Below are 13314 nucleotides of genomic sequence, written 5' to 3' on the forward strand. Positions count from 1 at the left end.
CCCTGGTTTCTTCCTGGGTACATATAAAAAGTTAATATCCTGATTTATTCTCAACATCCCCCCTCACTCCACATCCTCCCTGCGTAACCCAATATCCCTCAACCGCTCATCACTCATCTGCTGTAACACCCGCCGGGCCTGCATTTGCCGCCGCCAACGCCTCACCGCCTGCCAGAGTTGCACAAGTCCAATAAACGGTGCTTTAGCTTTGTTTTCATGAAATTCCATCGACTGCCTCCTCATCTTTCAGAGGCTTCATCATCCGCCTTCTGGCAGTTCACAATACAGATGCAAATATTAGTTTTATTTAACATACAGACAGGTTAAAACAGCATCTGCATCCGGTTTTTTAGCCTCATCTGTACCGGTTTTTCTCTCTGTATGGTCCACATAAGGAATACAGCATGACGCGTTATCAACATCTGGCGACTCTACTTGCCGAGCGGATTGAGCAAGGGCTGTATCGTCACGGGGAGAAATTGCCGTCGGTGCGCAGCTTAAGTCAGGAGCACGGCGTCAGCATCAGCACCGTGCAGCAGGCGTACCAGACGCTGGAGACGATGAAGCTCATCACTCCGCAGCCGCGTTCGGGTTATTTTGTCGCACAACGTAAAGCCCAGCCGCCAGTACCGCCGATGACGCGTCCGGTGCAGCGCCCGGTGGAAATTACCCAGTGGGATCAGGTGCTGGATATGCTGGAGGCGCATAGCGACAGTTCCATTGTTCCGTTAAGTAAAAGCACGCCGGATGTCGAAACGCCCAGCCTGAAACCGCTGTGGCGGGAGCTAAGCCGGGTGGTGCAGCATAATCTGCAAACCGTTCTCGGTTATGACTTGTTAGCCGGTCAGCGAGTGTTGCGAGAGCAGATTGCCCGCCTGATGCTCGACAGCGGCTCGGTGGTCACCGCCGATGACATCATCATTACCAGCGGCTGCCATAACTCGATGTCGCTGGCGTTAATGGCGGTGTGTAAACCGGGCGATATTGTCGCGGTCGAATCCCCCTGTTATTACGGTTCGATGCAGATGCTGCGTGGCATGGGCGTGAAAGTGATTGAAATCCCAACCGATCCAGAAACAGGCATCAGCGTTGAAGCGCTGGAACTGGCGCTGGAACAGTGGCCGATTAAAGGCATCATTCTGGTGCCAAACTGTAATAATCCGCTGGGATTTATTATGCCGGACGCGCGCAAACGGGCCGTTCTCTCTCTCGCTCAGCGTCATGATATTGTGATTTTTGAAGATGATGTCTACGGCGAACTGGCAACGGAGTATCCGCGCCCGCGGACCATTCATTCCTGGGATATCGACGGGCGAGTGCTGTTGTGCAGCTCGTTCAGTAAAAGCATTGCACCTGGCCTGCGCGTGGGTTGGGTCGCACCGGGGCGTTATCACGATAAACTGATGCATATGAAATACGCCATCAGCAGCTTTAATGTGCCGTCCACGCAAATGGCGGCGGCAACGTTTGTGCTGGAAGGTCACTATCATCGCCATATCCGGCGGATGCGGCAGATCTATCAGCGCAATTTGGCGCTTTATACCTGCTGGATACGGGAATATTTTCCCTGCGAAATCTGTATTACGCGCCCGAAAGGCGGATTTTTACTGTGGATAGAATTGCCTGAACAGGTCGATATGGTCTGCGTCGCGCGGCAGCTGTACCGCATGAAAATCCAGGTGGCGGCAGGCTCAATTTTCTCAGCTTCCGGCAAATACCGTAATTGTCTGCGCATCAACTGCGCTTTGCCGCTCAGCGAAACCTATCGCGAAGCACTAAAACAAATTGGCGAGGCCGTGTATCGGGCAATGAAATGAATTCGAAATAGTGGCGAGCCCCCTGATTTCCTCTCACGAATAGCGTGTGACTCGTTTTAACTTTGCAGGGTCATCTCCACGTTCCAGCATGGCTTAGGCAAAATGCGCTTCGTTCATGCCGGATGCCATGTGAACGCCTTACCAAGGCTACAAAAATCTTTAAAATTCAATATATTGAATTAGTTATGTAGACCTGATAAGCGTAGCACATCAGGCAGCTTTGCGTTTGTCATCAGTCTCTGATTAGTACTCGATCCAAGGATCGCGCTTGCTTTCAGGCAAGGGCTGCTCTAATGCCTGCATTTGCTCTGCCGAGAGTCCGGTATATCGTTGTATCCATTCAGGATCTGCCCCATTCTGCAACAACAATCGGAGGAGGCTCCGTTCCCCTTCTACTTTCCCTTCTTTCCTCCCCCTCTCCCTTCCCAACAGCCATCCATCATTATGAATTCGCTCTGCAATCGTCATTATTCGCTCCCTTTGTTGTGGCATTCGACTGGTTAGTTCGCTGATAAACTCTTTAAAACGCGCTTCATCGCCAGTCAGTAAAATGTAATTTAACAGCGCAGTTATCTGGCTGTCATTAGCACACTCTGTAACCAGTAATAGTACCAGTTGGTCGATAAGCCCCATCAGATCGCGCTGGCGAATATGCTTTTGGATCAACTCCAACAGGGCGACTCTGCGATGCTGCACAATCTCGTCGTCTGGCACGACAGTGATATCCACCAACGGGAACGCGGCGGTATATACTCGTCATACTTCAAGTTGCATGTGCTGCGACTGCGTTCATTCACCCCAGTCACTTACTTTTGTAAGCTCCTGGGGATTCACTCACTTGTCGCCTTCCTGCAACTTGAATTATTTAGAGTATAAAGCTTCCGTGCGGTAGCCGGGTCGGCAAATTCGTCCAGCCAGCACAGGGACCAGGGATAAGGACTGCGGCTACCGTGATAAAACAGCATCGGGATGACCAGCGGTAGCGGCCGGCGTTTATCATGCTCGATATGGCGCTGCATCACCGCCATGGAATAGCGCATCAGGCGAAAGGCCATATGAATATCCTCACGGCTCTGATGTTCAATCACCACATAGATATAGCCATCACCTTCACGGGTCTCTACCGACCACAGAATATCGGAGTGTAGCGCCCGCAATTTTTCATCGACGAAGCTGGCGGATTCCAGTTTTAAGGTGTCGAGATCGCACAATTCACGTAAATCTATTGGTAAGTGGATCTCCATAAAATCCCGCGCGGTGTCAGGGTGGGTGAGAAAGGATTTAAATAATGCGTCATGCGGCGTACTGGTCGTGAAGTTTGTCATGGCGATCCGTCACCTGTTGATAAGATGGCCCGACTTTAGCGACTAACAAAACCATTCTCACCCGGCAATTTCCCATTCCCCGAGGTGCTTTCCAGGCTATTTTTATTCTTCTGCAAACGATACATTTTTTCGGAAACAGGCTCGCATTTTACATTTCCTGTACCCGGCAGATATTCCCCTTTCCACCGCACTCTTTTGATTAACCGCAAATTTTAATTACACTTAAGGTGTATATTTTCTATGCAACCCATCAATTCAAGAGGTGTAATGTGCTGATGACTATTTGTAATCGTTATACATTCTGACCTGGAGTCAGAAGGTATTTCTCTGTCTGTGTGTTCACAGGCAGTGTGGTTGATTACATGAAATTCAGTACATTTGTCCTTCTCGCCTGCCTTTCGTCATTACCGACGGTATTGAATTTCGTTTTCCCCATTGGGGTTCTCCGGACAAGGAGTTGTTTGTTATGCCACGTTTTTTTGCCCGCCATGCCGCCACGCTGTTTTTCCCGATGGCGTTGATTTTGTATGACTTTGCTGCGTATCTGTCGACGGACCTGATCCAGCCAGGGATCATTAATGTGGTCCGTGATTTTAATGCCGATGTCAGTCTGGCCCCTGCTGCCGTCAGTCTCTATCTTGCTGGCGGTATGGCGTTACAGTGGCTGCTGGGGCCGCTTTCCGACAGAATTGGCCGCAGGCCGGTGCTGATTACCGGGGCGTTAATTTTTACCCTTGCCTGCGCCGCGACAATGTTCACCACGTCAATGACACAATTTCTTATCGCGCGTGCAATTCAGGGCACCAGTATCTGTTTTATTGCCACCGTTGGTTATGTCACGGTGCAGGAGGCGTTCGGTCAGACAAAAGGGATCAGGTTGATGGCGATTATCACCTCCATCGTACTGATTGCGCCGATTATCGGCCCGCTTTCCGGCGCAGCTCTGATGCACTTTGTGCACTGGAAAGTCCTTTTTGCCATCATTGCGGTTATGGGTTTTATCTCATTTGTTGGCTTACTGCTGACGATGCCAGAGACGGTGAAGCGCGGCGCGGTTCCGTTTAGCGCCAAAAGCGTCTTGCGCGATTTTCGTAATGTCTTTTGCAATCGGCTGTTCCTCTTTGGCGCAGCAACCATCTCTTTAAGCTATATCCCGATGATGAGTTGGGTGGCTGTCTCGCCGGTGATCCTTATCGATGCAGGCGGCTTAACAACTTCGCAGTTCGCCTGGACACAGGTTCCGGTGTTCGGCGCGGTGATTGTCGCGAATGCCATCGTGGCGCGTTTCGTTAAAGATCCGACCGAACCGCGCTTTATCTGGCGTGCCGTACCCATTCAACTGGTTGGCCTCGCGCTGTTGATTATCGGCAATCTGCTGTCACCGCACGTCTGGCTGTGGTCGGTGCTGGGCACCAGTCTGTATGCTTTCGGGATTGGTTTGATTTTCCCGACCTTATTCCGCTTTACGCTGTTTTCCAATAACTTACCGAAAGGGACCGTCTCCGCATCGCTGAATATGGTGATCCTGATGGTGATGTCGGTTTCGGTCGAAATCGGCCGCTGGCTGTGGTTTAACGGCGGTCGCTTGCCGTTTCATCTATTAGCCGTCGTGGCGGGCGTTATCGTCGTTTTCACCCTGGCGGGATTGCTCAATCGCGTGCGCCAACATCAGGCTGCCGAGCTGGCGGAGGAGCGGTGATTTTTGCGCGATCCTACCGTCAGGCTCTATTCTTAACGTTATGAATAAACTCATTGAACTCAGACGCGCCAAAATGTTGGCGCTCTCTTTATTGCTTATCGCCGCTGCTACCTTTGTCGTTACGCTGTTTTTGCCACCCAATTTTTGGGTGAGCGGTGTGAAGGCGATCGCTGAAGCGGCGATGGTCGGCGCGCTGGCGGACTGGTTTGCGGTGGTGGCGCTGTTTCGCCGCGTGCCGATTCCGATCATTTCTCGTCATACGGCGATTATTCCGCGTAATAAAGACCGGATTGGCGAAAATCTCGGCCAGTTCGTGCAGGAAAAATTTCTCGATACCCAGTCGCTGGTGGCACTGATTCGACGTCACGAACCGGCGTTGTTGATTGGCAACTGGTTTAGTCAGCCGGAAAACGCCCGCCGCGTTGGTCAGCATCTGTTGCAGATCATGAGCGGTTTTCTTGAACTGACCGATGATGCGCGTATTCAGCGCCTGCTTAAGCGCGCAGTCCATCGGGCGATTGATAAGGTCGATCTTTCCGGCACCAGTGCGTTGATGCTGGAGAGTATGACCAAAAACGATCGACATCAGGTGTTGCTGGATACGCTGATCGCACAGTTGATCGCCCTTCTCCAGCGCGATAAATCGCGCAAGTTTATTGCCCAGCAGATTGTTCGCTGGCTGGAGAGCGAGCATCCACTGAAAGCCAAAATTCTCCCCACCGAATGGCTGGGCGAACATAGCGCGGAGTTGGTTTCTGACGCGGTGAATTCTTTGCTTGATGATATTAGTCGTGATCGTGCGCATCAGATCCGCCATGCGTTTGATCGCGCCACCTTTGCCCTGATCGACAAGCTGAAAAACGATCCTGAAATGGCAGCGCGAGCCGATGCCGTAAAAAGCTATCTGAAAGAAGACGAAGCTTTTAACCGCTATCTCAGTGAATTGTGGGGGGATTTACGGGAATGGCTGAAAGCGGATATCAACAGTGAAGATTCTCGCGTTAAAGAACGTATCGCGCGGGCGGGTCAATGGTTTGGCGAAACGTTAATTGCCGATGATGCCTTGCGGGCGTCGTTAAATGGTCATCTGGAACAAGCCGCGCACCGCATCGCGCCTGAGTTTTCCGCATTCCTGACGCGCCACATCAGCGATACGGTAAAAAGCTGGGATGCGCGGGATATGTCGCGGCAAATCGAGTTAAATATCGGCAAAGATCTGCAGTTTATCCGTGTCAACGGTACGCTGGTTGGCGGTTGTATTGGGCTAATTTTATATTTGCTGTCGCAGCTCCCGGCCTTGTTCCCCCTCGGCAATTTTTAGAAATCCATGAAAAACTAAGTGGCTAACCGCGAGAGAGATCAAATAAACCATACTAAAAGAATGGTAATAATGTGGCCTCTTTTCATTGTCTCCCGTGGTACGGGGAAGGAAAATCATGTCACTTGTCACCGATCTACCCGCCATTTTCGATCAGTTCTCTGAAGCTCGCCAGAAAGGCTTTCTCACCGTCATGGATCTCAAGGAGCGCGGCATTCCGCTGGTTGGCACCTACTGCACCTTTATGCCGCAAGAGATCCCGATGGCAGCCGGTGCGGTTGTGGTTTCGCTCTGTTCCACCTCTGATGAAACCATTGAAGAAGCCGAGAAAGATCTGCCGCGCAACCTCTGCCCGCTGATTAAAAGCAGCTACGGCTTTGGCAAAACCGATAAATGCCCCTACTTCTACTTTTCTGATCTGGTGGTCGGTGAAACCACCTGCGACGGCAAAAAGAAAATGTATGAATACATGGCGGAGTTTAAGCCCGTTCATGTGATGCAGTTGCCAAACAGCGTTGAGGACGATGCCTCACGCGCGTTATGGAAAGCAGAAATGCTGCGCTTGCAAAAAACGGTAGAAGAACGTTTTGGGCACGAGATTAGCGAAGATGCTCTGCGCGATGCCATTGCGCTGAAAAACCGCGAACGTCGCGCACTGGCCAATTTTTATCATCTTGGGCAGTTAAATCCTCCGGCGCTTAGCGGCAGCGACATTCTGAAAGTGGTCTACGGCGCAACCTTCCGTTTTGACAAAGAAGCGTTGATCAATGAACTGGATGCAATGACCGCCCGCGTTCGTCAGCAGTGGGAAGAAGGCCAGCGACTGGACCCGCGTCCACGCATTTTAATCACCGGCTGCCCAATTGGCGGCGCAGCAGAGAAAGTAGTGCGCGCGATTGAAGAGAATGGCGGCTGGGTTGTCGGTTATGAAAACTGCACCGGGGCGAAAGCGACCGAGCAATGCGTGGCAGAAACGGGCGATGTCTACGACGCGCTGGCGGATAAATATCTGGCGATTGGCTGCTCCTGTGTTTCGCCGAACGATCAGCGCCTGCAAATGCTCAGCCAGATGGTGGAAGAATATCAGGTCGATGGCGTAGTTGATGTGATTTTGCAGGCGTGCCATACCTACGCGGTGGAATCGCTGGCGATTAAACGTCATGTGCGTCATCAGCACAACATTCCTTATATCGCTATTGAAACAGACTACTCCACCTCAGATATCGGGCAGCTCAGCACCCGTGTCGCGGCCTTTATTGAGATGCTGTAAGGAGTGGCAGTGGCATATTCGATTGGCATTGATTCCGGCTCAACCGCCACCAAAGGGATCTTACTGGCAGACGGCGTGATTACGCGCCGTTTCCTCGTTCCAACCCCCTTTCGCCCGGCAACAGCAATTACTGAAGCCTGGGAAACTCTGTGCGAAGGGTTAGAAACAACGCCGTTTCTGACGCTCACCGGCTACGGGCGGCAACTGGTGGATTTTGCCGATAAACAGGTAACGGAAATCTCCTGTCATGGGCTGGGCGCACGGTTTCTTGCGCCAGCAACGCGCGCAGTAATCGACATCGGTGGTCAGGACAGCAAAGTGATTCAGCTTGATGATGACGGTAACCTGTGCGATTTCCTGATGAATGACAAATGCGCGGCGGGCACCGGGCGTTTCCTGGAGGTGATCTCGCGCACGCTTGGCACCAGCGTCGAGCAACTCGACAGCATTACTGAAAATGTCAGACCGCACGCCATCACGAGTATGTGCACAGTGTTTGCCGAATCAGAAGTGATCAGCCTGCGCTCAGCGGGCGTCGCGCCAGAAGCGATTCTCGCCGGAGTGATTAACGCGATGGCGCGGCGGAGTGCCAATTTCATTGCTCGTCTCTCCTGTGAAGCGCCGATTCTGTTTACTGGTGGCGTTAGTCATTGCCAGACGTTTGCCCGGATGCTGGAATCTCATCTGGGAATGCCGGTAAATACCCATCCTGATGCGCAATTTGCTGGCGCAATTGGCGCAGCGGTAATTGGTCAACGAGTGAGAAAACGCCGATGAAAGAGTTTTTATTTTTATTTCACTCCACGGTCGGCGTCATACAAACCCGCAAGGCGTTGCAGGCAGCGGGCATGACTTTTCGCGTCAGCGATATTCCCCGTGATTTACGCGGCGGCTGCGGGTTATGCATTTGGCTGACCTGTCCCCCTGGCGAGGAAATACAATGGGTGATCCCTGGGCAAACCGAAGCGATATATTGCCAGCAGGGCAGCGACTGGCAGTGCGTGGTGCATTACGATGCAGAAGCGTCAACCAGGCAATAAGATCTTTAAATATACCAACCGGATAATTGGCTGCGCATAATCCTGCATGAAGGAAGTTGTATTAAATATCTCACCTGCCATGAAATATTTCCCATCCACAAAATGAGCGATTTTTGATAGCACCTTACTATTTTACGTCTAAAATACAAAATATATTTTATTATACTTAAACCCATAATTATGCATGGAGAAATAAAATGATTACCGGGTGAGATAATGATAAAAGATAAGTTTCTGTGCGAAGCTTATCTTTACCCATCCCCCTGATTATTTTAGATTTAGAAGAACATTTCACAATTCAAGGATAAAAATATGGGCTCCCTAAACATATACCAGGATATTTTCCCAACACTCGGCATGTATTCGGGACTAAAATCTTGTCATAAAAAAAACAACCAACCATTTGATATTAACACGGAAATTGAAACCATACAAAAACAAATTAATTATGATATAAATCATTTGAATGATGGTTTTATTAAGCGTGTACTGAATGTTTTTATTCACCTTATCTCTAATCCCGACAATCTCGAATTAACCTTAAATCGATATTCATCAACAACAGAACAAATCATCGCCAAAACCAAAAGAAATGGTTTAAATGAGTTTGAAATTAACGATCTAAAAATAATATTTAATCGACAAGATGATAATGAAAGCGTATTAACTGTTAACCACAAAGATATAAGTCATAGTTGCAATGTTAAAACCGCGCAACTGCAGCAGTTTATTAAAATAATGGAACAAAAAGCGCAACTACCAATCTATATTGACAAGAACAATTTGAAAGAGAGTATTTTCTCTGTTTTGCGAAATGACCCACAGCATGTAGAAAAAGAGCAATATCTTCCCTTTGATAAGTTTTTAAAACATGCCTGCAAAAGTTCAAATTCATTTGAAGTGAAATTAGATGCCACTCATCAATATCAACATCTGAATAACTTCATGATTTCTTTTGACCCAGTAGAAAATCAATTAACAATACGGGATAACAATAACGAGACTGAAACTATCTCGTTGACAAACCTACAATGGGAAAATGTGCTGCAATACTACAGAGAAAACCACCAGCAGCCAAATATAGCAGGATCACGAAATCTCACGGATAATATAGATAAAATTAAAAATACAATATCCACCTCTGAAATTATAGAGTGCGCCTCTCCTGAAATAAGAAGTAGCGTCCTGAACGATCTTTATAGCATTGCTAATTTCCTCCCGGACAAAAATCTGACACCAAATGAGAGCTGGAAAAGATTTTGTCATACATGTGAGCGCTTTTACGTTGCTCAGAAGAGTATCACTGGAGATAAGAGTGAACGTCTTACGCGAAAACTCTCTGTCTCTGATGCAGGAATTACAATGACCTTCAAGATAGGTGATGTTGTCATCAATACTATTAGCACTGCTATCCCTGAAGATGAATCGGGTCAACGGTGTATAGAAGGGTTGAATTTAGCGGGAATGGATTTAACCGGCATAGACTTGTCTAATATGGTTCTAAGGAATGTCAATTTTAATGGCAGCATTCTTAGAAATGCGGATTTCACCGGTACGATCTGTGAAGGCGTGGATTTTACCGATTGTGATCTCCGTTATGCAACCTTTATTGACGCCTCCTTAGAAAAAATCGATTTTCGTAAAGTTCGTCACTTGCTTAATATAAATTTTACAAATGCAAATCTACGGAACAGTAACTTCAGCGGAAAAGTTCTCACTGGCGTTAATTTTACTGGAAGTGACCTTAGTAACGCTTATCTTGCACACATAGATTTCACAAAAGTGATTTTCTTTCCGTCATTAATTATTGGAGCAGTATTTGATTATTCCAATCTATCAGAGAAAAATCTTTCAGACAAAGATCTTACTAATATTAGCTGCATGTTTACCAATTTTACAAACGCTAATTTAGCAAAATGCAAACTCTTTAATACAAACTTTTCGGCTGCAAAATTTGACAATACTAATTTCACTGGTACAAAAGGTTCTAATATTCTGTTTAACCATGCATGGTTGTTCAATACGATATTTATAGATACGATTTTTAAAAATGCCTGTTTTTTCAATGCCAAAGTGAATAATGTTTCTCTTAAGAAAGCATATATTTACAATGATAATATCGATAAAAAAGCCAATGACAGTACCGAGAAACAACCCAGTGACAGTATCGAGAAACAAGCCAATGACAGTACCGATAAACAAGCCAAGAACAGTACCGAGCAACAGGACAGTACCAGTTTTAATCAAGCCCGTTTAAAGAAAGAAGTGAATAGCAGTTTTTCCATTCCGGGTTTAACGTCTTATCAGCCAACTTATATAGTTGACGAATAGTTCAATAATCACCCAAACAGAGTGGGTATGGCAGAGGATATAAATTAACATTTAAACGTTAACCGCCTCATCTATCATTCATGGATGAGGCGCATTTATCAGTCGATGTAAGCTGAAAATGTTCCGCCATCCAGAGACAACCGCCGCCCCCTGCGGCGTTTACTATTTCATCGCTCGCGTTAAGAATTCATTAAGCTTCATCCGTATACTCCTTATCTGTCGCACTGAATTTGACGAGAAAAAAGCAATAATAAGGAGCAACAAGTTGAAAAAGCGCATCACCTTTATCGTTTTTCTTTGCGCCATCGTGGCGGTAAGCCTGTTTTTTGTGCAATCCTGCGTCCGTAAAAGCCAGCATGTCGCAGGGTTTCAGAATTATCAGGCCACTATCGATGGTAAAGAGATTACAGGAGTAACTAAAAATATCTCCTCACTGACCTGGTCTGCGCAGAGCAATACCTTGTTTAGCACTATCAACAAACCTGCAACCATCGTTGAAATGACGACCGAGGGTGACCTGATCCGCACCATTCCGCTCGATTTTGTTAAGGATCTCGAGACGATTGAATACATTGGTGATAATAAATTTGTCATCAGTGATGAACGTGACTACGCCATTTATGTGATTTCACTTAACGCTGAGTCGGAAGTAAGCATCCTCAAAAAAATTAAAATCCCATTGCAGGAAACACCAACTAACTGTGGCTTTGAAGGGCTGGCTTACTCCTCTCAGGACCATACCTTCTGGTTTTTTAAAGAGAAAAATCCGATAGAGGTCTACAAAGTAACCGGGCTATTGCGTAGCGATGAGTTGCATATCAGCAAAGATAAAGCGTTGCAGCGTCAGTTTACTTTGGATGATGTTTCTGGCGCGGAATTTAACCCACAGAAAAATACGTTGCTGGTGTTGTCACATGAGTCACGCGCCCTACAGGAAGTGACCATGACAGGTGACGTGATCGGCGAAATGTCGTTAACCAAAGGCAAGTATGGCCTTTCACACAACATCAAGCAGGCGGAAGGGATAGCGATGGATGACAGCGGCAACATCTATATCGTTGGCGAACCGAATCTTTTTTATCGCTTTACGTCGACAAAATCACGATAACAGTCTGGCAGGTTCTCCTTTTTTGTTATTAACTTGTTAACTCAAAATAATACAAACCAGGCAGAACATGAATTCGACATCGCATCCCGTAGAACGTTTTTCTTTCAGCACCGCGTTATTCGGGATGCTGGTTCTGACCTTAGGTATGGGTTTAGGCCGCTTTCTCTATACGCCGATGCTGCCAGTCATGCTGGCGGAAGGCGAATTTACCTTTAGCGAACTCTCGTGGATCGCCAGCGGTAACTATGCCGGATATCTGGCGGGGAGCCTGCTGTTTTCATTCGGCGCGTTTCATTTACCCTCACGCCTGCGCCCGTTCCTGTTAGCTTCCGCTCTCGCAACCGGATTATTAATCCTCGCGATGGCGTGGCTGCCGCCGTTTCTTCTGGTTTTCATCATTCGCTTTCTGGCGGGAGTCGCCAGCGCCGGGATGTTGATTTTCGGCTCAACGCTCATCATGCAGCATACTCGTCATCCCTTTGTCCTTGCGGCGCTATTTTCTGGTGTTGGCGTCGGCATCGCTCTGGGCAATGAATATGTGCTGGCAGGCCTGCATTTTGCCCTCTCTTCACAAACGTTGTGGCAAGGTGCCGGAGCTCTTTCTGCCATTATATTGCTTGCTCTGGCGCTGCTCATTCCGTCGAATAAACACGTTATCGCGCCAGCGCCATTGGCAAAAATCGCGCAACAACCCATGAGCTGGTGGTTACTGGCGATTCTGTATGGTCTGGCGGGTTTTGGTTATATCATCGTCGCCACCTACCTGCCGCTCATGGCGAAAGACGCGGGCCAGCCTGTGCTGACGGCTCATCTTTGGACACTGGTTGGCTTGTCGATTGTCCCAGGTTGTTTTGGCTGGCTGTGGGCAGCCAAACGGTGGGGAGCATTACCTTGCCTGACCGCGAATTTGCTGGTGCAGGCGATCTGCGTGCTGTTAACTCTCGCCAGCAGCTCTCCTTTATTACTCATCATCAGCAGTATTGGTTTTGGCGGCACCTTTATGGGGACGACCTCGCTGGTGATGACCATCGCCCGCCAGCTTAGCGTGCCGGGAAATCTCAACCTTTTGGGCTTTGTGACACTCATTTATGGTATCGGGCAAATTCTTGGCCCGGCGCTGACCAGCATGCTCGGCAACGGAACGTCGGCCCTCGCCAGTGCCACGCTCTGCGGCGCGGCGGCGCTATTTATCGCAGCATTAATCTGCGGGATGCAAATATTCAAATTGCATACGAATGATTCTTAAGTAATTTAACGAATTTAACTTTTTAGTACATCACGTAAAATAATTAAAACATCCTTTTTCTTTGGAGGTACTCAGCCACCGCCGTTATTAATCCTGGTTTAGCAATTCCACGGCTAATTCATTATTTCTGGTCATATTATAGTCAGGATCGCATTATATC

10 protein-coding genes and 2 pseudogenes are annotated in these 13314 nt (G+C 48.1%); 9 read left to right on the forward strand and 3 right to left on the reverse strand.

Annotated features, from left to right (window positions below; translation table 11 throughout):
• Nucleotides 1-63: 63 nt before the first annotated feature.
• The gene (locus ACK8NJ_RS20255) at nucleotides 64-228 is read right to left on the reverse strand and encodes a DUF1127 domain-containing protein (protein WP_000394263.1); all 165 of its coding nucleotides are present in this window, start codon (nucleotides 226-228) and stop codon (nucleotides 64-66) included.
• Between the two features lie 176 nt (nucleotides 229-404).
• Here ACK8NJ_RS20255 and ACK8NJ_RS20260 point away from each other — a divergent pair, with 176 nt between their 5' ends.
• Nucleotides 405-1817 carry a PLP-dependent aminotransferase family protein gene (locus ACK8NJ_RS20260; RefSeq protein WP_000199311.1) on the forward strand — a complete coding sequence of 471 codons (1413 nt, stop codon included), beginning with the start codon at nucleotides 405-407 and terminating at the stop codon, nucleotides 1815-1817.
• Between the two features lie 624 nt (nucleotides 1818-2441).
• Here the strand turns inward: ACK8NJ_RS20260 and ACK8NJ_RS20265 are convergent.
• A pseudogene (locus ACK8NJ_RS20265) lies at nucleotides 2442-2555 on the reverse strand (Rpn family recombination-promoting nuclease/putative transposase); the annotation flags it as partial.
• Between the two features lie 146 nt (nucleotides 2556-2701).
• Nucleotides 2702-3142: pseudogene (locus tag ACK8NJ_RS20270) on the reverse strand (Rpn family recombination-promoting nuclease/putative transposase); the annotation flags it as partial.
• A gap of 466 nt (nucleotides 3143-3608) precedes the next feature.
• Here ACK8NJ_RS20270 and mdtM point away from each other — a divergent pair.
• From mdtM to ACK8NJ_RS20310, 8 genes are all read left to right on the forward strand, one after another.
• The gene (gene mdtM / locus ACK8NJ_RS20275; protein ID WP_411961897.1) at nucleotides 3609-4841 is read left to right on the forward strand and encodes a multidrug efflux MFS transporter MdtM; all 1233 of its coding nucleotides are present in this window, start codon (nucleotides 3609-3611) and stop codon (nucleotides 4839-4841) included.
• 40 nt (nucleotides 4842-4881) lie between these two features.
• Nucleotides 4882-6162, forward strand: coding sequence for a DUF445 domain-containing protein (locus ACK8NJ_RS20280; protein WP_247840691.1), 1281 nt, complete (start codon nucleotides 4882-4884; stop codon nucleotides 6160-6162).
• A 115-nt stretch (nucleotides 6163-6277) separates the two neighbouring features.
• Nucleotides 6278-7429: a double-cubane-cluster-containing anaerobic reductase gene (locus ACK8NJ_RS20285; protein ID WP_001389645.1), complete on the forward strand. Its 1152-nt coding sequence runs from the start codon at nucleotides 6278-6280 to the stop codon at nucleotides 7427-7429.
• A 9-nt stretch (nucleotides 7430-7438) separates the two neighbouring features.
• Nucleotides 7439-8206 carry a putative 2-hydroxyacyl-CoA dehydratase activator YjiL gene (gene yjiL / locus ACK8NJ_RS20290; protein ID WP_411961898.1) on the forward strand — a complete coding sequence of 256 codons (768 nt, stop codon included), beginning with the start codon at nucleotides 7439-7441 and terminating at the stop codon, nucleotides 8204-8206.
• A complete protein-coding gene (locus ACK8NJ_RS20295) occupies nucleotides 8203-8469 on the forward strand; it encodes a DUF3343 domain-containing protein (RefSeq protein ID WP_000657677.1) in 267 nt (88 codons plus the stop codon). The genes yjiL and ACK8NJ_RS20295 overlap by 4 nt, the downstream gene beginning before the upstream one ends.
• A gap of 312 nt (nucleotides 8470-8781) precedes the next feature.
• The gene (locus ACK8NJ_RS20300) at nucleotides 8782-10800 is read left to right on the forward strand and encodes a pentapeptide repeat-containing protein (RefSeq protein ID WP_411961899.1); all 2019 of its coding nucleotides are present in this window, start codon (nucleotides 8782-8784) and stop codon (nucleotides 10798-10800) included.
• 265 nt (nucleotides 10801-11065) lie between these two features.
• Nucleotides 11066-11908 (forward strand): SdiA-regulated domain-containing protein, encoded by an 843-nt coding sequence (locus ACK8NJ_RS20305; RefSeq protein WP_024044844.1) that lies wholly within the window; start codon nucleotides 11066-11068, stop codon nucleotides 11906-11908.
• 67 nt (nucleotides 11909-11975) lie between these two features.
• Entirely contained in the window at nucleotides 11976-13154 is a 1179-nt protein-coding gene (locus ACK8NJ_RS20310) for an MFS transporter (RefSeq protein ID WP_411961900.1), read from the forward strand.
• Nucleotides 13155-13314 lie beyond the last annotated feature (160 nt).

Origin of the sequence: Escherichia sp. F1 (genome assembly GCF_046764225.1) — a bacterium.
Classification (GTDB): Bacteria; Pseudomonadota; Gammaproteobacteria; order Enterobacterales; family Enterobacteriaceae; genus Escherichia; species Escherichia coli.